The organism is Streptomyces sp. NPDC005070 (assembly GCF_053600395.1).
Genome location: NZ_JBSFZS010000085.1, coordinates 1 through 23,314, shown reverse-complemented (window position 1 = coordinate 23,314; position 23,314 = coordinate 1). Strand labels below are relative to the sequence as shown.

Sequence of the window (23,314 nt, the reverse complement as noted above, 5' to 3'; positions counted from 1 at the left end):
AACGCACGAGAACGAGAGGTGATCGATGGGCGTCACGGGACCCCCCGGGCCGGTGATGGACCGGGACGAGGCGGACCGTGCGCTGGCGCGCCTGGGCGCGGAGCATGAGGCCATCGAGACCTCGCTCCTGGCCCTGCAGGACCACGCGGGCCGCAGACTCCTGGAAGGCGCCGAACTCACCGGCACGACCAAGGAGCGCTGGGCATCCGCGGAGGCGTCGATCACCTTGCTGTGGGCGTACTTCGACGCGTACGCGGACGCGCTGCGCTCCGCGCGCGAGATCCGGTCCCGCAGACGCTGGTCCAGCCGTGAGGACCTGGTCGAACTGACCGAGCTGCTGCGCGGTTCGGGCATCACGGTCGCCGGTTCCACCACGGCCACCGCGAACGCGCCGACCCTGGCCGGCACCGGCAAGCTCAGCGAGCGGTTCTCGCTGGCGGGCCTGGTGGACCGGATGAACGAGCTGTACGCGGCCTCGCTCGACATGGTCGTGACCGCGGACGCCGTGTGGTCCGCGCTGCCCGCCCGCATAGATTTACTGGCCGCGGAGCTCCAGCGCACCCGGGCGCTCGCGCACTCCGTGGGCGTGCGCCCCGGCGAGCACCCCTCGGGCGACGATCTGGAGCGCATCACCCGGACCCTGACCGCCCTGCGCGAGCGGGTGGTCTCCGACCCGCTCGACTTCTGGGTTCCCGCCCAGGGCAGTTCGGCGCCGGGCGGCGGCCGCCCGGACACGACGGTGTACGACCGCGAGGCGCGTGCCCTGGAGGAGGTGCGCCGGGAGATCGACGCGGTCCTGACGGTGCGCCAGGACGCCGAGGCGCGGCTGGTGAAGCTGCGGGACGTGCTCAGCCGCGCGGACCGCACGCTCGCCGAGGCGCGCAGTGCCCGCGGCGAGGTCCTCGCGAAGATCGCCGCGTCCGAGGTGCCGGCCGTCAGCGGTCCGCCGACGGCGCTCCAGGAGCAGCTCGCGACGGCCGCGGAGTACCGCAGGCACGCGCAGTGGCACCGCCTCTCGCCGCTGCTGGAGGCGCTGGAGGAGAAGGCCGAGGACGAACTCCTGCGAGCCCGGGAGTCGTTGACCGCGGTCACCCAGCCGCTGGCGGTCCGCGCCGAGCTGCGCGGCCGTCTCGACGCGTACAAGGCGAAGGTCTCCCGGCTCGGTTTCGCCGAGGACCCGTTCCTCGTGGAGCGCTACGACGCGGCCCGGCGCATGCTGTGGAGCGCTCCCTGTGATCTGCGGGTGGCGGAGGAGGCGGTCCTGCGCTATCAGCGGGCGGCGGCCGAGGTGCTGAGTCCGCAGGTGCCGGAGCAGGGCGGTCCTCATGACCGTGTGGACCGGAGGGGGCCCGACGCGTGAGCGTTGAAGGGATGCGGTGTGAGCGAGCAGCCGGTGAGTGAGCGGACGTGCGGCCGGCCCGGTTGCGCGGGGTCGTACGAGGACATGGGCGGCGGCGAGCTGTACTGCGACACCTGCGGCCTCGCCCCCGCCGAACCGGTACCGGGGTCCACCCGGTCCGGAAGCGTGCCCAAGTCCGCTGAGGGCGAGCAGCCGGCGAGCGGGCGGACGTGCGGCCGGCCCGGTTGCGCGGGGTCGTACGAGGACATGGGCGGCGGCGAGCTGTACTGCGACACCTGCGGCCTCGCCCCCGCCGAACCGGTACCGGGGTCCACCCGGTCCGGAAGCGTGCCGAAGGCCGGTGCGGGTGGGGCGGGTGCGGCGTCGTCCGGCTCCTCCGCGCGCGGAGCGGGTGGCTCCGACAGCGGCAGCGTGCGCGGCGGTTCACGCTCCAGCACGCGTACGTCGCGCTCCTCGCAGTCGCGGCGCTCGGTCTCCGGACGCCTGTCGCGGTCGCTGTCGGGCCGGTCGACGGGCCGGTCGGTGTCGGTGCGCAGCTCCGGTTCGTCCACGGCCTCCTCCGGGCGGGGCCGGCTCGGCGCCGGGCTCGTCGAGGTGCCGGGCGTCCCGCGGCCCGATCCGCGCGAGATGGTGCTGGAGAACCCGGAGGTGCCCGAGCGCAAACGGTTCTGTTCGCGCTCCGACTGCGGTGCCCCGGTGGGGCGTTCGCGCGGCGACCGGCCCGGCCGCACCGAGGGGTTCTGCACGAAGTGCGGTCACCCGTACTCGTTCGTGCCGAAGCTGCGCACCGGTGACGTGGTGCACGGCCAGTACGAGGTGATGGGCTGTCTGGCGCACGGCGGGCTCGGCTGGGTGTATCTCGCCGTCGACCGCGCGGTGTCCGACCGCTGGGTGGTTCTCAAGGGGCTGCTCGACACGGGCGACCAGGACGCGATGGCGGCCGCGATCTCCGAGCGGCGCTTCCTCGCGGAGATCGAGCACGCCAACATCGTGCGGATCTACAACTTCGTCGAGCACCTCGACCAGCGGACGGGTTCGCTGGACGGGTACATCGTCATGGAGTACGTGGGCGGCAAGTCGCTGAAGGAGCTGGCCAACGGGCGGCGCACGGCGGACGGCAAGCGCGACCCGCTGCCGGTGGAGCAGGCCTGCGCGTACGGCATCGAGGCCCTGGAGGCCCTCGGCCATCTGCACAGCCGCAACCTGCTGTACTGCGACTTCAAGGTCGACAACGCGATCCAGACAGAGGACCAGCTCAAGCTGATCGACATGGGCGCGGTGCGCAGGATGGACGACGACGAGTCGGCCATCTACGGCACGGTGGGCTACCAGGCCCCCGAGGTGGCCGAGGTGGGCCCCTCGGTCGCCTCCGACCTCTACACCGTCGCGCGTACGCTCGCCGTCCTCGCCTTCGACTTCCAGGGCTACACGAACGTCTTCGTGGACTCCCTGCCCGACCCCGACAACATCGAGGTCTTCCGGCAGTACGAGTCGTTCTACCGGCTGCTCGTCCGGGCCACCGACCCCGACCCGGCCCGCCGGTTCTCCTCGGCGCAGGAGATGTCCGAGCAGCTCACGGGCGTGCTGCGCGAGGTCGTCTCGCTCCAGACGGGGCGGGCGCGGCCTTCGCTGTCGACGCTGTTCGGACCCGAGACCAGGGTCACCGACACCGAGCTGTTCGGGAAGGCCGCCGCGGACGTGTCGCGGCTGGGGGCCCGTGTGGTCCCCGCGCGAGGGAAGAAGGGCGTGTCCCGGCCGCCCGCGGCGGTCAACGGGGGCCGGCCGCTGCCGCCCGGTCCGCCCGCCTCGGCCGCCCTGGTCAGACCCGTCCCGGCGGCGGCCACCGCGCTCGCCCTGCCGGTGCCGCGGGTGGACCCCGGCGACCCGAACGCCGGTTTCCTCGCGGGGCTCATGGCGTCCGCGCCCGCGGAGCTGATCGCCGCGCTGCGGGCCGCGCCCGCCGCTTCGCCGGAGCTCCGGCTGCGGGAGCTGCGGGCCCGCCTGGAGATGGGTGAACCCGGCGGCGCCGGCTCGGCCGTCGACGCGCTGGAGGCCGATCACCCGGACGACTGGCGGGTGGTCTGGTACCGCGGTGTCACGGCGCTGGCGACCGGCGAGAACGAGACCGCGGCGCTGTCCTTCGACGCGGTCTACGACGCCTTCCCCGGCGAGCCCGCGCCCAAGCTGGCCCTCGGTGTCTGCGCGGAGGTGCTCGGCCAGCTCGACAACGCCGCCGAGTACTACCGGCTGGTGTGGACGACCGACCCCAGCTATGTGAGCGCGGCGTTCGGGCTGGCCAGGGTGCAGCTCGCGGCGGGCGACCGCCGTGGCGCCGTACGCACCCTGGAATCCGTGCCGGAGTCGTCGATCCACTACACGGCGGCGCGTGTCGCCGCCGTGCGGGCGCGGCTGCGGCAGCGGCCGGTCACGGACACGGCGGCGCCGTTCCTCGACGAACTGACGGCCGCGGCCGGGCAGGTGGAGGCGCTCGACGGATTCGGTCTGGACGCGGTGCGCCGCGAGCAGTTGTCGACGGAGGTCCTCGGCTGCGCGCTGGACTGGGTACTCTCCGGTAGCCAGGGTTCCGCTCCGGCTTCCGGAGGCGGAACCGCGCTGCTCGGCAGCGAGTTGGACGAACGTGGCCTCCGTTTCGGCCTCGAACGTTCGTACCGGACGCTGGCCCGGCTCGCGCGGGGCGGCGAGGAAAGGATCGACCTGGTGGAACGTGCAAACCGTTACCGCCCCCGGACGTGGGTGTGATTGATGTCCCAGATGCCCCAGCCGACGGCCCTTTCGCGGTGCCCCAGTTGCGAGGAGCCGCTGGACGCGGCCGACCGTTTCTGCGGTGCGTGCGGCTACGACCTGTCGACGGTGGCCGCACCGTCGCAGGACCACCCCACGATCGCCATGAACGGCACGTCGCCCGACCTGCCGCCGGCCACCCCGTCCGTGGGCTGGCCGCGGGCGCGGCAGACCGGCAGTACGGACATGCCCGCGCCGGTGCACCGCGCCGCCGACATCCCGGGCACCGATTCGGGTGGTTCCGAACTGCCCCATCCTGAACACCCGGAGCACCCGGAGCACCCCGAGGGCCCGGCGCGCCCCGAGCGCCCGGAGCACCCGCAGGGGGACCCCGCGGCCGTCCGGCCGGCCGCCGCCAGGCGGCCCGCCGGGCAGCCCTCGGGCGTGCGGTTCGACCGGCCCTCGGAGCCCGACGAGTACCCGCTCGCCCCTCCGGCCGACGGCCCGGACCGTGAGGTCCCCGCCGATCCCCGCACCGGCGACCTCCCGGTTCCCTCGGCGGGCGCCAAGCTGTGCGTGGCCTGCCGTGCGGGCCAGGTGGACACCGACGGCTACTGCGAGAACTGCGGGCACGCGCAGCCACGGGAACGGGACCACATGGAGCAGGAGCTGGGCGCGGTCGCCGCGGTCAGCGACCGGGGTCTGCGCCACCACCGCAACGAGGACGCGTTCGCCGTCTCCTCGACCGCGCTGCCCGACGGCTCCCCCGCGGTCGTCGCGATCGTCTGCGACGGCGTCTCCTCCGCGACCCGCCCCGACGAGGCGTCGCTCGCCGCCTCCCACGCGGCCAACGAGTCGCTCCTCGCGGCCCTTCCGCTGGGCACGCATCCGCAGCAGGCCATGCACGAGGCGATCGTCGCGGCCTCGGAGGCCGTCAACGCGCTGGCCGACCCGTCCACCGCGCAGGGCGAGCACGCGCCGCACGTGAACGCGCCCGCCTGCACCATCGTCGGCGCCCTCGTGACGCCCTCCCTGCTGATCGTCGGCTGGGTCGGCGACAGCCGCGTCTACTGGGTTCCCGTGGACCGCTCCTCGACGCCCGCGCGGCTCACCGAGGACGACTCGTGGGCCGCGCAGATGGTCGCTGCGGGCCTGATGAACGAGGCGGAGGCGTACGCCGACGAGCGCGCCCACGCGATCACCGGCTGGCTCGGCGCCGACGCCTACGAACTGGAGCCGCACACCGTCTCGTTCAAGCCGGACCGGCCCGGTGTGGTCGTGGTGTGCACCGACGGACTGTGGAACTACGCGGAGACGGCGGAGGAGATGGCCGAGGCCGTTCCCCTCGACGCCGCCGAGAGGCCGCTGCACAGCGCCCGGGTCCTGGTCGGTCACGCCCTGGACGGCGGGGGCCACGACAACGTAACAGTGGCCGTCCTGCCGTTCCCCGCCCCCTCCCAGGGGGCAGGATCGGCCTGAGGCCGCGAACGAACGGGGGCGGCCGCGGACCGGAGGGGACCGGTCCGCACACAGTCAGCACCTCCGCAGGGGGCGGAGGCCCGAGGGGGACAGAGAAGGCATGGCCAATTTCTCGAAGTCGAACGCGCCGCAGTTCTCGGTCGACGTGTACCAGAACGAGTACCTGCCGGAGGGCGGCCGCGAGGTCAACGCGATCGTCACGGTGAGCGCCACCGGCGGCGGCACCATCGGAAGCGCGGTCGCAGCACCGCACCTGTACACGGCTGGCCAGGGACCGGACGCCGCCGTGGCCGTCATGGTCGACTGTTCGGGCTCGATGGACTACCCGTCGGCCAAGATGCGCAACGCCCGCGACGCGACGGCCGCCGCGATCGACACCCTGCGCGACGGGGTCCACTTCGCCGTGATCGGCGGCACACACGTCGCCAAGGAGGTCTACCCGGGCAACGGACGGCTCGCCGTGGCGGACGCGTCCACCCGCGACCAGGCCAAGCAGGCGCTGCGCAAGCTGAGCGCGGGCGGCGGCACGGCGATCGGCACCTGGCTGCGGCTGGCCGACCGGCTGCTGTCCTCCGCGGAGGTGGCGATCCGGCACGGCATCCTGCTGACCGACGGCCGCAACGAGCACGAGTCGCCCGAGGACCTGCGGGCCGCGCTGGACTCCTGTGCCGGACGCTTCACGTGCGACGCGCGCGGAGTCGGCACCGACTGGGAGGTCAAGGAGGTCACCGGGATCGCCTCGGCGCTGCTCGGCACCGCCGACATCGTCGCCGACCCCGCGGCCCTCGCCGCCGACTTCACGCACATGATGGAGACGGCCATGGGCAAGGAGGTCGCCGACGTGGCCCTGCGGGTGTGGACACCGGTCGGCACCGAGATCAAGTTCGTCAAGCAGGTGGCGCCCACGGTCGAGGAACTGACGGACCGCCGCACCGACGCCGGACCCCGGGCGGGCGACTACCCGACCGGCTCCTGGGGCGACGAGTCCCGCGACTACCACGTGTGCGTCCAGGTCCCGACGGCCGGGATCGGCCAGGAGATGCTCGCCGCCCGCGTGTCGCTGGTGATCCCGCACAGCGACGGCAGCGTGCAGAACCTCGGCGCGCAGGGGCTCGTACGGGCCGTGTGGACCGACGACATGGCCGCCTCGACGACCATCAATCCGCAGGTCGCGCACTACACGGGTCAGGCTGAACTGGCACAAGTCATCCAACAGGGTCTCGACCTTCGCAAAGCGGGAGATGTCGACGGAGCAACGGCCAAGCTGGGACGGGCCGTTCAACTCGCCGGAACCTCCGGAAACGCCGATACTGCGAAACTGCTCGCGAAGGTGGTGGACGTCGTCGACGTCGCGGCAGGTACTGTGCGATTGAAAGCGCGTGTCGCGGAGGCCGACGAAATGACCCTCGAGACACGGTCCACAAAGACTGTTCGTGTAAAGAAGTAGTGGGAAGCAGCGAGCCCGGTTCCCGCTGGGATCCGGAGAAACCCGGTCATGACGACCGGAAAAGGGAAGGGGGAAGGACCGACATGCCGACATGCCCGAACGGACACCAGTCGAATTCCGACGATTGGTGCGAGGTCTGCGGTCACCGCATGGCCGGTGTTCCCCCGCTCCCCCCGCCGCCGCCCGGCGGCGGTTACAGCTACCCCGCGCCCGGTTCGCCGCCGCCCGCGCCCGGCGGCCGTTCCGGTGTGCCGGACCCGGGCGCCGAGCTCTGCCCGCAGTGCCGCACGCCCCGTGAGGGCGCGGCGCCGTTCTGCGAGGAGTGCCGGTGGAATTTCCTGACGAACACGGCGACCTCGTACACACCGGCGGCACCGCGTCCGCCGGCCGGCGCGGCGGGCGGCCCCGGTGTTCCCGGTGTTCCCGGCACACAGTCGCCGTACGGCGACGGTGTTCCCGGCACACAGTCGCCGTACGGCGGTCCGGGTGGTCCGGGTGGTCCCGGCGGCCGGGATCCGGGGCCGCGCTTCCCACAGCCCGGGCAGGGACAGCCGGGCGGTCCGGGTCCCGGTGGCCACGGTCACGACCCGTTCGAGTACCAGAGCTCGCGGCCCTCACAGATGAACCGGCCCGCCGAACCGATCCCGCCGGGCCCGGGGGCCCAGCCGTACGGCGGCCCCCAGGGCTTCGGCGACCAGGGCTTCGGCGACCAGGGCTTCGGCGACCCGTCCCGGCAGGCGGCGCCGTCCGCGCCCGGCGGTCCCGGCGCCCCGCAGCAGGCCTACACCCAGCAGCCCTCCCCGCCGCCCTACACCCAGGGCGGACCGCAGCGACAGGGCGGCCCGCAGCCCGGCGGCCAGGCTTTCGGCGGCGGTGACGACGACTGGGTGATCCCCCCGCCGTCGTCCGGCATGCCCGGCGGCCAGGGCGGCCCCGGCGGCCCGAGCGCTCAGGGCGGCCCGGCCCAGGCCGGCTACGGCTACCCGCAGCCCGGCGCCACCCAGGCTCCGCCCGGTCCCGGCTACCAGCAGCAGCCGCCGCCACAGCAGCAGTCGCTGTCCTGGAGCGCGACCATCGCGCCGGACCGCGAGTACTTCATGGCGATGATGCAGCGCTCCGGACCCGAGGCCGCGGGCCTGAACCTGCCCGCGTACTCGCCGGAGCTGCAGCGCCCGCTCCTCGGCAACCAGATCACCATCGGCCGCCGCCGGCACTCCACCGGCGAATCCCCGGACATCGACCTGTCGGTGCCCCCGGAGGACCCGGGTGTCTCGCACCAGCACGCGGTCCTGGTCCAGCAGCCGGACAGCACCTGGGCGGTCGTCGACCAGAACTCGACGAACGGGACCACGGTCAACGGCGGCGAGGAGCCCATCCAGCCGTTCGTGCCGGTGCCGCTGCAGGACGGCGACCGGGTGCACGTGGGCGCCTGGACGACGATCACGATCCGGCGCGGCTGAGTTCCGGCGCGGCCGAGTTCCGCCACGGAACGCGCTCGGCGGTCGGGAGCGGCTCGGACGTGCTCAGGGCAGCGGCCAGGTGTACGGCCCCTCGGGGTCGTCCAGCCAGGCGCGGACGCCGTCCTCGCCGACCGTGACCCCGTACCGCTCGCGCTGCGGCTGCCCCTCGCGCTCCCACAGCGCGTAGGCGTCGTGCGGGTCCAGGCGTCCGGCCGTCAGGGCGAGCAGGAAACGGAACAGGTCGTGGCCGCGGGCTCGGCGCGGCACCCCGACGACCCGGGCCGGCTCCGGCTCCGGTTCCGGACGGGTGGCACCGCGCAGGGGCACGAAGAAGGCGGACGTGTGCAGGAAGCGTCCCTCGGCATGACCGGAGTCCCGCACCTTCAGCGTGATCAGGCCGGTGGCCAGCGGCGCGAGGACGCGGGCTCCGGGGCGTGACTGGACCAGCCAGGAGCGCGGGATCGTGGTCAGCGTGCAGGTGGCGACGATCCGGTCGAAGGGAGCGCGCTCGGGTACCCCGCGTGCTCCGTCCCCGGTGACGACGGTCGGGTGGTACCCGGCGACGTCCAGATGCTGCCGCGCCGCGTCCGTGATCTCCACGTCGAGGTCGACCGTGGTGACCAGGCCGTCGCCGAGCCGGTACGCGAGCAGCGCCGCGTTGTAGCCGGTTCCGGCGCCGATCTCCAGGACGGCGTCCCCGTCCCGTACCTCCAGTTCGGCCAGCATCTTCGCCATCAGCGACGGCTGGCTGCTGGAGGAGACCAGTTCCCCGTCCCGTACCCGGGTGGCCAGCGGGGCGTCCGCGTACGCGCCGCGCAGCCAGCGGTCCCGGACCCGCGGGTCCGGGTCCTCGCCCCACAGGCGCTCGTAACCGCCGACCACGCCGAGGTAGTAGTACGGCACGAACAGATGGCGCGGTACGGCCTCGAAGGCCTCACGCCAGACGGGATCGCTCTCCCAGGCCCCGCTCCGCTCGATCCCGCGCACCAGGGACGCCCGCGCCGAGGCGGCGAGGTCATCGGGGCCGGGTCCTGATGCTTCGAGAGCGTGCGCGCCCATACCTCCACTGTGCTGCCGAACGGCCCGCGAGGCGAGCGCCGCACCGGCCGTCCCGAATCCCTCCCCGCGCCGCCCGGAACGGGAGTGGTCCTAAGCCCGGAGTCCTCGGTCGCCCCGTCTGAGAACATGGGGGCGTGAAAGAGATTCGGCGCGGCACGCTTCAGGAGCAGACCTTCTACGAGCAGGTCGGCGGCGAGGAGACCTTCCGGCGCCTCGTCCACCGTTTCTACGAGGGTGTCGCCGGGGATCCGCTGCTGAAGCCCATGTACCCCGAGGAGGACCTGGGCCCGGCCGAGGAGCGCCTCACGCTGTTCCTGATCCAGTACTGGGGCGGCCCGACGACGTACGGCGACAACCGCGGCCACCCCCGGCTGCGGATGCGGCACGCCCCGTTCAAGGTCGACCAGGCGGCGCACGACGCGTGGCTGAAGCACATGCGGGTGGCCGTCGACGAGCTCGGCCTCTCCGAGGAGCACACGCACACGCTGTGGAACTACCTGACGTACGCGGCCGCGTCGATGGTGAACACGGCGGGCTGACCGCCGGCCGAACGCACGGGGTCAGTTGACGCTGACGCCCAGCGAGCCGAGTCCCGCCCGGCGGACGGCGACCGACCCGAACGGCGTCCGCAGACGCAGCCACGCGCCGGACGAGTACAGCGTCAACGGGCTGCCGCCCGGCGGGAGCTGTCCCTCGGCGGAGACGGACGCGTCCACCGCGACGGGCGCGGGCGGCACGGGCCGCAGGAATCCCAGGGCCTGCGCGGCGTGCGCGGCCCGCACGGGAAGCCCGGTGTCGCCGATCGGCCGGGACCATATCTCCCGCCCGACCCGGTCGAGTTCGGCACGGGTCCGCAGCTCGGGAGCCAACTCCTCGGTGCGCGACCGGAATTCGGCCACCGCCTCGGCGACCTTCGCCCGCACGGCGTCCGGTCCCGGCAGGCCCGGTTCCACCCGCCAGCCGCCGCGCGGCGGCAGGACCCCGGCCCACGGAGGCCCGGTGACGGCGGCCGGGACACCGACGGTGGCCGCCGGCTCCTCGACGGACTCCAGGAGTTCACCGGCGGAGACGGTCACGTCCAGGGTGACGTCGAGCCCGTGCTCGTACGGCTTGGCGAGCCGTGCCGTACGGATCGCGAGGACCTCGAACGACGGCGGCCGGCCGAAGACCGCGAGCGTGGTGCCGTGCGCCTTCAGGCGCACGGCGGCCGCGCGGTCGTAGTGGACGAGCCGGGAGAGGAAGGCGGCGAGATCCGCCGCCTCCCCCGCGTCGGCGAGGTGCAGGACTGTCATGCCGCGACGGCCTCGTCCTCGTCGTCGCGGTACGACTCCAGGAAGTCGCGCTCCTCGGCGGTGATCCGCCGGGGGCGCTGCCGCTCGAAGTCGAACGGCACGATCACGGTCGAGGCGGTGACGTAGACCTGGTCGGGGTCCTTGACCTCGTACGTGATCGTGAAGGACGCCGCCCGGATCTGCGTCACCCAGAGCTCGATGTCCACCGGCGCGTGCCGGTGGACGAGCTGCCGCTTGTAGTCGATCTCGTGGCGCGCTACCACGGACCCCTGCTTGAAGTCCTTCTCCGGGCGGAACAGGAAGTCGATACGGGCCTCCTCCAGGTAGCGGAGGAACACCACGTTGTTGACGTGGCCGTATGCGTCCATGTCCGCCCAGCGCAGCGGGCAGCGGTAGATGTGCCGCAAGATCAGCCCCGGGTCAGCTTCTTGTAGGTGGCGCGGTGCGGGCGCACGGCGTCGGCACCGAGACGCTCGATCTTGTTCTTCTCGTACGACTCGAAGTTGCCCTCGAACCAGTACCAGTTCGACTCACCCTCGTACGCGAGGATGTGCGTCGCGACCCGGTCCAGGAACCAGCGGTCGTGGGAGATGACCACGGCCGCACCGGGGAACTCCAGCAGCGCGTTCTCGAGCGACGACAGCGTCTCCACGTCGAGGTCGTTGGTGGGCTCGTCGAGGAGCAGCAGGTTGCCGCCCTCCTTGAGGGTCAGTGCCAGGTTCAGCCGGTTGCGCTCACCACCGGAGAGGACACCCGCGGGCTTCTGCTGGTCCGGGCCCTTGAAGCCGAAGGCGGACACATAGGCCCGCGACGGCATCTCGACCTGACCGACGTTGATGTAGTCGAGCTCGTCGGAGACGACGGCCCACAGCGTCTTCTTGGGGTCGATGTTGGCGCGGCTCTGGTCGACGTAACTGATCTTGACCGTGTCGCCGACCTTGATCGCGCCGGAGTCCGGCGTCTCCAGGCCCTGGATCATCTTGAACAGCGTGGTCTTGCCCGCGCCGTTCGGGCCGATGACACCCACGATGCCGTTGCGCGGCAGGGTGAAGGACAGGTCGTCGATGAGGACCTTGTCGCCGAACGCCTTGGAGAGGTTCTTGACCTCGACGACGATGGAGCCCAGCCGCGGGCCCGGCGGGATCTGGATCTCCTCGAAGTCCAGCTTCCGCATCTTGTCGGCCTCGGCCGCCATCTCCTCGTAACGGGCGAGGCGGGCCTTGGACTTGGTCTGACGGCCCTTGGCGTTGGACCGGACCCACTCCAGCTCTTCCTTGAGGCGCTTCTGGCGCTTCTCGTCCTTGCGGCCCTCGACCTTGAGGCGGGTGGACTTCTTGTCGAGGTACGTGGAGTAGTTGCCCTCGTAGGGAATGGCGCGGCCGCGGTCCAGCTCGAGGATCCACTCGGCGACGTTGTTCAGGAAGTACCGGTCGTGAGTGACGGCGACGACGGCGCCCGCGTACTTCGTGAGGTGCTGCTCCAGCCAGTTCACCGACTCGGCGTCGAGATGGTTGGTGGGCTCGTCGAGGAGGAGCAGGTCCGGAGCCTCGATCAGCAGCTTGCAGAGCGCCACACGGCGCTTCTCGCCACCGGAGAGGTTGGTGACCGGCCAGTCGCCGGGCGGGCAGCCCAGCGCGTCCATGGCCTGCTCGAGCTGCGCGTCGAGGTCCCAGGCGTTGGAGTGGTCCAGGTCGTCCTGGAGCTTCCCCATCTCCTCCATGAGCGCGTCGGAGTAGTCGGTCGCCATCAGCTCGGCGACCTCGTTGAAGCGGTTGAGCTTGCCCATCAGCTCGGCGGCACCGTCCTGGACGTTCTCCAGCACCGTCTTGGACTCGTCGAGCTGCGGCTCCTGCATGAGGATGCCGACGCTGAAGCCGGGCGACAGGAACGCGTCACCGTTGGAGGGCTGCTCGAGGCCCGCCATGATCTTGAGAACGGTGGACTTACCGGCACCGTTCGGACCGACCACACCGATCTTCGCGCCCGGGAGGAAGCTCAGGGTGACGTCGTCGAGGATCACCTTGTCGCCGTGCGCCTTGCGCGTCTTGCGCATGGTGTAAATGAACTCAGCCAAGAGAAACCGTCCGGACGCTTGAAATCGGCAGTGGGCAGATACACCCCATCTTGCCTGACGGCTAGCCCTCGGGGGAAACCCGTTCGGCGGGGGCTCTCTGACCTGGGGTTCCGCCGCTGACGTCTGTAGACCGTCTGTCACTGTCGGTCGCCATCGGTCGGCCTTGGCGCCCCTCGGACGGCCCAGAGACGGCCCAGCTTCGCCGCACTCGACTGACGGCCGGCACCGTCGAGGCACCCGTCCGAACCTCAGCCGACGGCGGGCGCGCCGACCGGCCACGCACGCGTATGCCTCGCTCAGCCCCCGCGGACCTCGACCACGCCGTCGGTGCCGTCGACCAGAGCAAGCCGTGACGGCGGGCCCGTCACCGCAGGGCCCTCAGCGTGTTGCGGCCAAAGGGCTCGCATACCTTCACCTCATGGACTTCAACATCACCGCGGGGGAAGAAGCCGTCGTGTTCCACGTGGCGAGCCTCGTCCAGGACGGCGCCTCCCCTACGGATGACAACTTGGCGCAGGAGCTGGGTGAAGCGGTTCGCCCAGTGCTGCAATCGCTTCTAGGCAAGGGTTGGCTTGTGGTTGACGAGGATCGCGAGCTGGCCTTGTCCTCGATCGCGCGGCATGTCGTGTCCAGCCGCAGGGATGCTGAGGGGCCACAGGCGTCCCAATAGATATGAGCTGTCCAAACCGCTGAGCCATCAGCTTGGGAAGCTGAGGTGATCTAGGGCTTACTGCGGGGCTGACCTGTGGTGGGAGGATGCTCAGCGCTTGATGCGGTGCTTCTGATTCCCCGGTGTTCTCCGCGGTTCCCCGCACGATCTGGCACGGGTCTGGCACGACCTCTTCGTCCCGAACTCTCGGCGGGAAGGTCATTGATGGTTCTCGGGCTGCTCAATCAGCCGTGGACGGCTTTTGAGGTGCAGCCTCGGGCACTGAGGTTGCTGTACTTCCGTGCTGTACGGCTTCGAGTTTTCGACGGGCACCAGCGAGGTTGTTGCGGCTGGTGAGGGTGTGGGGGTGGGTGTCGCCCAGGACCTGCTCGCACTGGGCGAGGACGGCCTCGTACAGGAAGATGGCCCGCTCCAGGTCCCCCGCCGACTGGTAGGCGTAAGCGAGGTTGTTGCGGCTGGTGAGGGTGTCGGGGTGGGTGTCGCCCAGGACTTTCTCGCACTGGGCGAGGGTGGCTTCGTGCAGGGGGATGGCCCGCTCCAGGTCCCCCGCCGACTCGTAAGTGCTGGCGAGGTTGTTGCGGCTGGTGAGGGTGTCGGGGTGGGTGTCGCCCAGGACCTGCTCCCGTTGGGCGAGGACGGCTTCGTGCAGGGGGATGGCCCGCTCCAGGTCCCCCGCCGACTCGTAAGTGCTGGCGAGGTTGTTGCGGCTGGTGAGGGTGTGGGGGTGGGTGTCGCCCAGGACCTGCTCGCACTGGGCGAGGACGGCCTCGTACAGGGAGATGGCCCGCTCCAGGTCCCCAGACGCCCGGTAGGCACCGGCGAGGTTGTTGCGGCTTTGCAGGGTGTGGGGGTGGGTGTTGCCCAGGACTTGCTCCCGTTGGGCGAGGACGGCTTCGTGCAGGGGGATGGCCCGCTCCAGGTCCCCCGCCGACTGGTAGGTGTTGGCGAGGTTGTTGCGGCTGGTGAGGGTGTGGGGGTGGGTGTCGCCTAGGACTTGCTCCCGTTGGGCGAGGACGGCCTCGTACAGGAAGATGGCCCGCTCCAGGTCCCCCGCCGACTGGTAGGTGTTGGCGAGGTTGTTGCGGCTGGTGAGGGTGTGGGGGTGGGTGTCGCCCAGGACTTTCTCGCACTGGGCGAGGACGGCCTCGTGCAGGGGGATGGCCCGTCCCAGATTCCCCGCCGACTCGTAGGCGCCAGCGAGGTTGCTGCGGCCAGCCAGGGTGTGGGGGTGGGTGTCGCCCAGGACTTTCTCGCACTGGGCGAGGACGGCCTCGTGTAGGGGGATGGCCCGCTCCAGGTCCCCCGCCGACTGGTAGGCGCCAGCGAGGTTGCTGCGGCCGGCCAGGGTGTGGGGGTGGGTGTCGCCCAGGACTTTCTCGCACTGGGCGAGGACGGCCTCGTGTAGGGGGATGGCCCGCTCCAGGTCCCCCGCCGACTGGTAGGTGTTGGCGAGGTTGTTGCGGCTGGTGAGGGTGTTGGGGTGGGTGTCGCCCAGGACTTTCTCGCACTGGGCGAGGACGGCCTCGTGTAGGGGGATGGCCCGCTCCAGGTCCCCCGCCGCCCGGTAGGCGCCAGCGAGGTTGTTGCGGCTGGTGAGGGTGTTGGGGTGGGTGTCGCCCAGGACTTTCTCGCACTGGGCGAGGACGGCCTCCAGCAGGGGGATGGCGCGTCCCAGATCCCCGGCGGCGTAGTAGGCGCTGGCGAGGTTGTTGCGGCTTTGCAGGGTGTTGGGGTGGGTGTTGCCCAGGACTTGCTCCCATTGGGCGAGGGCGGCCTCGTACAGGGGAATGGCGCGGGCCGTGTGGCCTTGCTGGTGGAGCCGATGACCAACAGTCTCGTATGCGCTGGTGAGCGGGGTGTTGTGGTGTTCGGGTGGTCTGGTGGCGGCGAGGGTGACGAGGTGGGGGGTGAGGGTGTCCCACTGCTCTCCGGTAGGGGTGTCGTGGCCTGCTGGCGGGGTCAGACTGCGGAGTACCGCCTGTTCGGCACGATCGCGTCCTTGCAGGTGCCGGGGCGGCTGAGTGCCGTCGGTGCTCTGCGGGGCGCGTAGGACTGCCTGGACCAGGCGGTGGACGCTCAAAGTGGTGCCGGTGTCGGTGACCATGCTGTACGCGGCAAGGGTTCCGACGGCTTCGGCGATGTCGTCCGGGTCGGTGCCGGGCGGGGTGAACAGGCTGTGGGGGATGTCGTCGGGTGCCAGCCAGGCAGCGGTGTACAGCAACTCCACGGCCAGCGGATCGGCCTCCTCCAGCGTGTGGAGGGTGACGTCCCAGATGCGGGCGAGGGTGCGTTCGGTATCCGTGCCGTGGGCGGTCTTGGCAAGTTTGGTGTTCAGCCGACGGCGGTAGGAGTACAGGCTGATGCCGCGGTTCTGGGCCAGATAGGCGCCGGCCTGCTTGATCGCCAGCGGGAAGTACCCCAGCTCGACGGCAAGGGACCGGGCTTCGGTCTGCTCCCGGGGTGTGGGGCTCTCCTTGAACACGAGCCGGCACAGCAGGGTGGTGGCGTCGTCGGGGTCGAGGTTGCCCAGGGTCAGAGTGGGGGCGCTGTCGGGCCAGCCGGTGGTGCGTCGGCTGGTGGCGAGGTGATGGCCTCGGTGGAGTGCACCGGTGTACGGGACGAGATCGTCGGGGTTCTCCACGTTGTCGTAGACCAGCAGCCAGTCCGGATGCCAGGCCAGCCACTGCATCGCCCACGCCACTTGCGCCTCCCGCCCTGCGGTAGCGGACCAGTCGGGCGTCAGGGTGTGGGTGAGGCCGATGAGGGAGGCCTCGATCTCGTCGGGGGACGCAGCGTTGATCCACCAGATCAGGGCGTAGTCGCCGCGGTGACGGTGGGCGTAGTGCAGGGCGAGCGTGGTCTTGCCGATCCCGCCCAGACCGTGCACCGTCCCGCTCTGGGTGATCGCACCCTCGTGCCGACTAGCCAGGATGCGCCGTAGCCAGCCCAGTTCTTCCTCCCGCCCCAGGCAGAGGGAGACCGGAGGCAGATTCGAGGTGCCCCGGGCCGCTGTGACCTTGCTTGGTGCGTGCAGTGCCTCGGCTGGCAGTACATCGCCCGTGAAGGCGTTATCGATGTGCTGGGCGGCGATCGATCTCGGTCCGGCCGCCTCGGTCCCCGGCCGAGGTCGATCCTTGTCCGTACTCACGACCGCGGGGCGGTGTGACCGTCACCGGTGATCGCGGTACCGATGTGCTGAGCGGCGATTGACCGCTCACCGGAGGCCGTGACATTGACCGTGCCCGGCGCAGGAGCGGGCATTACAGCAGCCAGTTCCTCCCGGAGTGCGGGATCGTCCTGCAATGCCTGCCTGAGGAGGCGGCTCAGCACGGCCGTGGAGTACGCGTCGTCCTGCTCATCGGCAGCCTCACCCACTACCCGTTCCAGCTCCGCCTGACCCGCTTCGTCCCGACGCCGCCAAACCAGTTGAAGAATCCGTTGCCCAAGACTGACCGTGGCGTCGGTAGCAGCATCCTGCGCACGGGTCAGCACCGCTGCCCCGTATGCCCCCACCGCCGCCGTCACGGCCGGCCCTGCCTGCCCAACCAACTGCACGATCTCAACGTCCACTTGATCCCCAAACCTACGCGGCTCCGAACGAACTCAGCGTAGGAACAAGGCTCTGGCTGTGAGGCCAAAACGCCCGAATCATCTGAACCGGCTCCCGTGAACACCTCGCCAGTCACCGGCCCAAGCATGACTGCGCCGGAGTAGGGCAGACCGCGGCCTTGTAAGGGCGGACGTGCTCATGAGAGAAGTCTCCCAGGTCGCTCCGGCTGTAGTCGTCTTCCAGGTCAACAGCGCGTCTCGACTGCGACGAGCCGTCATTGACCCTGGTTGACCGCACGATGTGGCACGGCTGTGGCACGCGACCTTCTGATCCGTAGCTCTAAAGAGATCGGTCATTGGAGGTCATACAGGCTGCCGAGAGGGGCGGGACGGTCGATGCTGGGTGCCGACGATTGCTGGGGTTGCTGTACTCCGTTGCTGTACCGCATCACAGATCCACTCGGGTCTCCGTCTCCCGGCTCCCCTGCCGCAGTACGACGTGAGCCGGCCTGAACGGCAGACCGCGAAGGGTCGGCTCCATCACCTCGAAGAGCACCTCCGCATCCGACCCGTAGGCGGGGCAGTATCCACCCCTCAAGTATTCAAGCGATTGAGGTAGATCCGGTCGTCGGTCCCGCGCACGAATAGGTTCACCGCGCCGTTGAAAACAATGGGAGCGGGCCTCGATGGGGTTATGCCGCTACCTTCGACCTCAACCCATTGGCCACCGAAGTGGTCGCCGTCGCCAGCGTTGCGGTAGATCCGGTCGTCGGTCCCGCGCACGAACAGATGCACGCCACCGTTGAACACAACAGGAGCCGGCCCGGACATCGTCAGGGCCCCACCTTCGACCTCGACCCAACTGCCGAACGGCTGTCCTCGACGTGCCCGGTTGTGGTAGACGCGGAGATCTTCACCGCGCACGTACAGATGCACGAAATCTCCGACCATGACGGCGCCCGGACTCGAAGGCGTCAGTCCACCGCCCCCTACCTCCGTCCAAGTGCCGAACGGCGTGTCGGATTGGGCTTTGTTGTGGTAGATGCGGTTGTCGAGTCCACGCACGAACAAGTGCAAATGGGGACCGTCGGCCAGGGCAGTTGGCGCCGAACCTGTCAGGCCTCCGCCTTCAACTTCCACGTCGTCGGCAGCACCCCCGTTGTAGATCCGGTTGTCCATACCTCGGTAAAACAGAACCCCCGCTCCGTGGAAGAGAGTGTAGGCCGGTTCGGATGCACTCAATCCATCCAGGTTAGCCTGCTCCCAGCCGCCGAACGGTCCTCCATCAGACGAGTTTTCGTAGACGCGGTTGTCAGACCCTGTGACTGCAAGACGCATTTTGTTGCTCTGAACAATCCCGGCGGGACCAGATTTCGTCACTCCGTCGCCCTCAACTTCGCCCCAAGCGCCCATCTGACTTCCTCCTCATCCGCCGGTACTTGGCGATCGTGATGCCCTTGATCTTTTTGACAGGTCGGGGTTGCCCCGGCCCAGCCCGGACTACGGAGCCCGATAGCGCCCCGGTAGAGCCAGTCGGCGTTGACTGGATCCTGACCTGCGATGTAGTCGTCAGCGAACTGGCACTAGTAGGCCGACCACGGGCCATGGCAGGCCTTGGCCCGGTGGTCGGCCTACTGGCTATGACCTGGGGAAAGTTCTGCCGTAAACAAACCAGTCGGCCCGGCTTTCAGGATGCTCAAGGTCATAGGTTTGACCAGCCAGCCCGTCATCTACGCCGAAGCGTCCGACGTAACGGCCCTTGTGGCCGTTGTGTCAGTCGACGGTAAAAGCGCACTCGTCTCCGTGGATCGCACCCTCATCCGTGCCCGACGATCCGTCAGAGGACGCGGCTACGAGGAGAGTTCCCAGATTCCGATCCTCGTTCACGTGCACGTTCAGCACACCGCCGTCGCTCTGCTTGATGAGCAGATCTCCGGAAATGTCCCTGTTCCCATGACTCCTACTCCTCTACTGGGAATGCGACTTGAGGCATTTCGGTCCGCTTACACGATGCGGGCGCGATTCGTGATGTTGGAGTCCTGGCAGAGGCAATAGATAGGATGCGCTCGCCAGCTCAAGAGTCTGCACCGAAGTCTCTCCAGCGCATGCCGTCTCAGAGGTTCCCCTACGTTCATAGGAGCATCGAACGCAAGTCGGTGCAACTCGGCGGTCCATGTGTCCTCACATTCACTCCGTCACGATTAGTGAAACCGTCAACTAGCCGTGCCAGATGCGATTTCAGCCTCGCCTGGCCAAGCCACCACCCAGCTCAGCTCCCATCCCGTCCGCCATCGACCCACATGCTTTCCAACTGTGTTGGTAGGGCTTGGACCTCCGGACGGGGTCGTTCACCTGCGTTCATGGGCGGCCGGTTGTGGGGGCGGCCATCGTCGCCGGTCTCGCCTGAACGGCCGTGAATGACGCTGAATGAGACGGAAACTGAGACGGTCCGGCCAGTTGCTGAGTCGCCTCGTGGGCTGCGTGAACTTCTGATCCGTAGCTCTAGATAGATCGGTCAGTGACGGTCATACAGGCCGCGCTTCGGGTCTACAAGGACGCTACGGGACGGGACCGGTGACAGGCTTTTCAGACGCCTTCTAGGTCGACTCCCGTCGTCTGTGGCCCGCACGTCCCGGCTCGCAGTCATTGGCGTCGTAGCAAGCACTCGGGCCACCGCCTGGTCCACGTCCGGGCCCTCGTCGTGTGCCTCGGCGAGCAGGCCGCGCGTCAACCTTGGCCATATCTGCCGTCATCTCCGGCCGGGCTGGGGAGGCAAGGAGGTACGACGTCAACCGGCCCCATGATTTGGAGGCCTGCCGTGCATTTAGGCGGTCACGGTTTTATTCTGGTGTTGGAGCGCGTACTCGCGGGTGCGACGGCAACACATTGCCGCGTCAACAAGAAGATTCACACGTCAACTTCTTCGCGCGGTGAACCGCATTCCAGTAGATGACGACTCAACAGTTTGTCGTGGCAGGTCGGTCCGACATTCGAGTCGCCACTGTCAGATGCCATTGTTTCTCCTGCCGGCGGTTAATGGTGCCCCCGGCACGGCAGCGCCGCTACGAGATTCAAGGCGAAGGAAACCTCCATCTGAAGGAGGAGACATGGGTTGGCTAGGTCTCGGCGGCACTCTCACCAGTAGTAACGTCGCTGTTGGTCGGAGCGAGAACGGGGAATTGGCCATTTTCGCCCGTGGCACGAACAGCGATGTATGGCATCGCTGGCAAGCGGGCAATGGCTGGAATCCTGAAGGCTGGGTCGGGTTTGGCGGGTTCATTACGAGCGACGTCTCAGTCGTGTCGACCGGCAATCTCCGCCTAGAGATTTTTGCTCGCGGCAACGACGAGGGGGTGTACCACCGCTGGCAGACAGCCGTCAACAACGGCTGGAACGGTGGATGGGGCGAGGATCCGCTAGGCGGAAACATCCAGGGCAATGTGGCTGTTGGCCGGAACGGCGACGGGCGTGAGGAAGTATTCGTGCGCGGCATCGATAATGCCGTTTACCACCAATGGCAGGTAGCGCCGGACAACGGTTGGAACGAGGGGCACATCTGGCACCCTCTGGGCGGGCAGATCTCGGACAACATCACGGTTGGCGAGAACGGCGACGGGCGTTTGCAGATCTTCGCCCGCGGGACCAACGGCGCAGTGCACCACCGTTATCAGGAGGGCAACGGTTGGAAAGGGTGGGATACCCTCGGAGGAAGCATCAAAGGTGATGTAGGGGTGGCTCGCGCCGAAGGCGGACGGCTTGAGGTATTCGTTCGCGGAACAGACAATGCGGTATATCACCGCTGGGGTGGTTTCGGTGGCTGGAACGGCGAAGGATGGGTGTCTCTGGGCGGCAACATGACCAGTAATGTTGCCGTAGTCCGGAACGGTGAGGGGCGCTTGGAGATCTTTGCTCGCGGCGGAGACGGCGCGGTACAAAGAAGCGTTCAAGCGGGTCCCAACAGCAACAGCTACTCGGGCTGGGAAACGCTGGATAGCTCTCATAAGGTGTCCAGCGAGATCACCGCTGCCAGAAACAAATTTGGGCAAGTGGAGATCTTTGCGCTGGGCCTGGACAAAGCGCTTTATCGCCACCTGTAGCACCCCGGAGTTCGGCACCTACTGATCTCTTCGGACTGTTGTCGGATGTTGATCCCTGCGGTAGGTCGGTGGTATGCGGTACGCGCAGGGTGGTGGGCTGACCGCCGAGCGGCGGCAGTTTGGTGAGCGGATCCGGTACCAGGCCGGTGAGCGGTTCGCACGCAGTGAGAGAACCGCGGTGATCGCGAGGGATCTGCGGGTGAGTGAGCGGTCGGTGGAGCGCTGGCGTCGTGCCTGGCAGGAGGGCGGGATGGACGCCCTCGCCTCCACGGGACCGGCCAAACTCCCCAAGGTGTCCGACGGCCAGTTCGCCGTGCTGGAGGAGGAGTTGGCCCTTGGGCCGGCCGAGCACGGCTGGGAGGACCAGCGGTGGACCCTGGCACGGGTCAGAGCGCTGATCGCCTGGAAGCTCGGCATCGACTGCTCCTCGGCGGCCGTCTGGCGGCTGCTGCACCGGCACGGCTGGTCCTGGCAGTGCCCGGCCCGCCGCGCGCTGGAACGCGACGAGCATGCGGTCGAGCTGTGGAAGAAGGATGTGTGGCCGCACGTGGAATGACCGCGGCGGCGCTGGGGGCCTACATCGTCTTCGAGGACGAGGCGGGGTTTTCCATGACACCGCCGCGGGCCCGCACCTGGGGCCGACGTGGGCACACGCCCGTGGTCCGGGTGCGCGGCCGCTCCTGGCGCCGCTGGTCGATCGCCGCCATGTGCTGCTACAAGCAAGGAGAAACGTCCCGGCTGATCTACCGGCCGCGGCGCCACCGCAAGCACAAAGGCAAAGGGCGCGACAGCTTCTCCTGGCGCGACTACCGCGACCTGGCGGTGCGCGCGCACCTCCAGCTCAAGGCCCCGATCGTGCTCGTCTGGGACAATCTCAATACCCATCTCGCCGCCGGCATGCGCCAGTACGCGGACGATCACGACTGGCTCACCATCGTCCAACTGCACTCTTATGCACCGGACTTGAATCCGGCGGAAGGTGTCTGGTCGCTGTTACGGCGCGGCCCGCTGGCCAACACCGCCTCACCGACGACGACCACCTCGAACGCACCCTCCGCCGCGGACTTCGCCATATCCAGTTACGGCCCGACCTCATCGACGGCTGCCTTGCTGGCACCGGACTCAGCCTCACCCATCCACCCGACAACAATCCGAGGAGATCAGTAGGTCGGCGGCTCAATAGGCGGACGACGCCCGCCACGGCACCGCCGCCGTTGAGGTGCCCCCGGCATCGAACCTGCGACACTCGCTTTAGGAGCGAGCTTGGGCGATCACGGGCATGGCCTGGGGTTTCCCCGCTTTGGGGGGCGTGGGGCGGTGCGCACCCGACGAACCCCGATTCCCCGTGAGTCCCCGTCCGTTCTGGCACGGGAGTGGCACGACACCTTGTCGCGCCATCAGGACTCGTACAGGAACAGCGTGATCACCTTCGCGAAGAACCAGATGGAGAACACCAGACACGCAAGCCACAGCCCCCACAAGACCCAGCGAGCCTCTCGTCGTATTCGCATGAGTGGATCATCCCCCGCCGCGTCCTGGGCTGTCACCGGCCCAGTCTCCCCATCCCACCACTCACCCCGGCTCCCATCCCGTCTGCCGTCGACCCACACACCGTGGAGCGGGCGTGGTTCAGGGCGTCAAGGTGGAGCGCCCCACTGGACGAATGACCTGGACGCCCTGGGCCACGGCTGCTCGGCTCTGCCTGGGTCGACGGCAGACGGGATGGGAGCACCCCGCGCACGCCACACTCGGCCGGCACTCGCGAACGGTGCCCCCGCCATCTCGGAGCCTGAGCGCCCCCGCCGGAGGCACGTTCTGACAGGCGGACTCCGTCCGTGGGTCTCTACCTATGGGCTGTCTCTTGCTGCGGCCCCAGGGTCCCGGCCCCGGTGCCGAAGGCGCAGAGGGGTCGGGCCCCAGGGGCCAGCCCGCGCTCGCGCGGGCACTTGAACCAGTAGAGAAAGTTGTAACTCAGTAGGTCTGCTGGGGCTTGTCTTGTCTCGGTTGATGCTTGACGTTGTGGCCTCACTTGATGCTTGACACCGCTTGCCTCGGCTTGGCTGTGCGCGTCGTATCGGCGTGTGC

15 protein-coding genes and 1 pseudogene are annotated in these 23,314 nt (G+C 69.2%); 9 read left to right on the top strand and 7 right to left on the bottom strand.

Annotated features, from left to right (window positions below):
• The first annotated feature begins 25 nt into the window (after positions 1-25).
• From ACWEBX_RS25880 to ACWEBX_RS25860, 5 genes are all read left to right on the top strand, one after another.
• Entirely contained in the window at positions 26-1,360 is a 1,335-nt protein-coding gene (locus ACWEBX_RS25880; protein ID WP_451887206.1) for a hypothetical protein, read from the top strand.
• 84 nt (positions 1,361-1,444) lie between these two features.
• The gene (locus ACWEBX_RS25875; RefSeq protein ID WP_451887217.1) at positions 1,445-4,120 is read left to right on the top strand and encodes a tetratricopeptide repeat protein; all 2,676 of its coding nucleotides are present in this window, start codon (positions 1,445-1,447) and stop codon (positions 4,118-4,120) included.
• Positions 4,121-4,123: 3 nt separating this feature from the next.
• Positions 4,124-5,581 carry a protein phosphatase 2C domain-containing protein gene (locus ACWEBX_RS25870; RefSeq protein WP_451887205.1) on the top strand — a complete coding sequence of 486 codons (1,458 nt, stop codon included), beginning with the start codon at positions 4,124-4,126 and terminating at the stop codon, positions 5,579-5,581.
• Positions 5,582-5,681: 100 nt separating this feature from the next.
• Positions 5,682-7,028 (top strand): VWA domain-containing protein, encoded by a 1,347-nt coding sequence (locus ACWEBX_RS25865; RefSeq protein ID WP_451887204.1) that lies wholly within the window; start codon positions 5,682-5,684, stop codon positions 7,026-7,028.
• 83 nt (positions 7,029-7,111) lie between these two features.
• Positions 7,112-8,488, top strand: a complete 1,377-nt coding sequence (locus ACWEBX_RS25860; RefSeq protein ID WP_451887203.1) for an FHA domain-containing protein — start codon at positions 7,112-7,114, stop codon at positions 8,486-8,488.
• 63 nt (positions 8,489-8,551) lie between these two features.
• Here the strand turns inward: ACWEBX_RS25860 and ACWEBX_RS25855 are convergent, their stop codons facing one another.
• Positions 8,552-9,547: a methyltransferase domain-containing protein gene (locus ACWEBX_RS25855; RefSeq protein WP_451887202.1), complete on the bottom strand. Its 996-nt coding sequence runs from the start codon at positions 9,545-9,547 to the stop codon at positions 8,552-8,554.
• 134 nt (positions 9,548-9,681) lie between these two features.
• Between ACWEBX_RS25855 and ACWEBX_RS25850 the strand changes: the two genes are divergently transcribed.
• Positions 9,682-10,086 (top strand): globin, encoded by a 405-nt coding sequence (locus tag ACWEBX_RS25850; RefSeq protein ID WP_451887201.1) that lies wholly within the window; start codon positions 9,682-9,684, stop codon positions 10,084-10,086.
• A 21-nt stretch (positions 10,087-10,107) separates the two neighbouring features.
• Here the strand turns inward: ACWEBX_RS25850 and ACWEBX_RS25845 are convergent, their stop codons facing one another.
• The 3 genes from ACWEBX_RS25845 to ettA are packed head-to-tail and all read right to left on the bottom strand — an operon-like array spanning position 10,108 to position 12,913.
• Positions 10,108-10,839 (bottom strand): hypothetical protein, encoded by a 732-nt coding sequence (locus ACWEBX_RS25845; protein WP_451887200.1) that lies wholly within the window; start codon positions 10,837-10,839, stop codon positions 10,108-10,110.
• On the bottom strand, positions 10,836-11,246 hold the full coding sequence (locus ACWEBX_RS25840; protein ID WP_384796001.1) for an acyl-CoA thioesterase: 411 nt from the start codon (positions 11,244-11,246) through the stop codon (positions 10,836-10,838). Before ACWEBX_RS25840 ends, ACWEBX_RS25845 begins: the two co-directional genes overlap by 4 nt.
• 2 nt (positions 11,247-11,248) lie before the next feature.
• Positions 11,249-12,913 carry an energy-dependent translational throttle protein EttA gene (ettA, locus tag ACWEBX_RS25835; protein WP_451887199.1) on the bottom strand — a complete coding sequence of 555 codons (1,665 nt, stop codon included), beginning with the start codon at positions 12,911-12,913 and terminating at the stop codon, positions 11,249-11,251.
• Positions 12,914-13,331: 418 nt separating this feature from the next.
• Between ettA and ACWEBX_RS25830 the strand changes: the two genes are divergently transcribed.
• On the top strand, positions 13,332-13,583 hold the full coding sequence (locus ACWEBX_RS25830; protein WP_355855774.1) for a hypothetical protein: 252 nt from the start codon (positions 13,332-13,334) through the stop codon (positions 13,581-13,583).
• 220 nt (positions 13,584-13,803) lie between these two features.
• On the opposite strand, the gene ACWEBX_RS25825 is transcribed toward ACWEBX_RS25830, so the two are convergent.
• The 3 genes from ACWEBX_RS25825 to ACWEBX_RS25815 form a co-directional block, all read right to left on the bottom strand.
• Positions 13,804-16,731, bottom strand: a complete 2,928-nt coding sequence (locus ACWEBX_RS25825) for a tetratricopeptide repeat protein (RefSeq protein ID WP_451887198.1) — start codon at positions 16,729-16,731, stop codon at positions 13,804-13,806.
• Complete coding sequence (locus ACWEBX_RS25820; protein ID WP_451887197.1) at positions 16,728-17,153, bottom strand: hypothetical protein; 426 nt, start codon at positions 17,151-17,153, stop codon at positions 16,728-16,730. The genes ACWEBX_RS25825 and ACWEBX_RS25820 overlap by 4 nt, the downstream gene beginning before the upstream one ends.
• A 573-nt stretch (positions 17,154-17,726) precedes the next feature.
• The gene (locus ACWEBX_RS25815; RefSeq protein ID WP_451887196.1) at positions 17,727-18,545 is read right to left on the bottom strand and encodes a hypothetical protein; all 819 of its coding nucleotides are present in this window, start codon (positions 18,543-18,545) and stop codon (positions 17,727-17,729) included.
• A gap of 1,766 nt (positions 18,546-20,311) precedes the next feature.
• On the opposite strand from ACWEBX_RS25815, the gene ACWEBX_RS25810 reads away from it, so the two are divergent.
• Both ACWEBX_RS25810 and ACWEBX_RS25805 read left to right on the top strand, forming a co-directional pair.
• Positions 20,312-21,229: a hypothetical protein gene (locus tag ACWEBX_RS25810; protein ID WP_451887195.1), complete on the top strand. Its 918-nt coding sequence runs from the start codon at positions 20,312-20,314 to the stop codon at positions 21,227-21,229.
• Positions 21,230-21,302: 73 nt separating this feature from the next.
• Positions 21,303-22,396 (top strand): annotated as a pseudogene (locus ACWEBX_RS25805) (IS630 family transposase).
• Positions 22,397-23,314: the final 918 nt, after the last annotated feature.

Excerpts from the sequence above, each read along its gene's own strand:
- ACWEBX_RS25815 (WP_451887196.1), bottom strand. The coding sequence starts at position 18,545 with ATGGGCGCTTGGGGCGAAGTTGAGGGCGACGGAGTGACGAAATCTGGT.
- ACWEBX_RS25845 (WP_451887200.1), bottom strand. The coding sequence starts at position 10,839 with ATGACAGTCCTGCACCTCGCCGACGCGGGGGAGGCGGCGGATCTCGCC.
- ACWEBX_RS25875 (WP_451887217.1), top strand. The coding sequence starts at position 1,445 with ATGGGCGGCGGCGAGCTGTACTGCGACACCTGCGGCCTCGCCCCCGCC.
- ACWEBX_RS25870 (WP_451887205.1), top strand. The coding sequence starts at position 4,124 with ATGTCCCAGATGCCCCAGCCGACGGCCCTTTCGCGGTGCCCCAGTTGC.
- ACWEBX_RS25860 (WP_451887203.1), top strand. The coding sequence starts at position 7,112 with ATGCCGACATGCCCGAACGGACACCAGTCGAATTCCGACGATTGGTGC.
- ACWEBX_RS25880 (WP_451887206.1), top strand. The coding sequence starts at position 26 with ATGGGCGTCACGGGACCCCCCGGGCCGGTGATGGACCGGGACGAGGCG.
- ACWEBX_RS25865 (WP_451887204.1), top strand. The coding sequence starts at position 5,682 with ATGGCCAATTTCTCGAAGTCGAACGCGCCGCAGTTCTCGGTCGACGTG.
- ACWEBX_RS25855 (WP_451887202.1), bottom strand. The coding sequence starts at position 9,547 with ATGGGCGCGCACGCTCTCGAAGCATCAGGACCCGGCCCCGATGACCTC.
- ACWEBX_RS25830 (WP_355855774.1), top strand. The coding sequence starts at position 13,332 with ATGGACTTCAACATCACCGCGGGGGAAGAAGCCGTCGTGTTCCACGTG.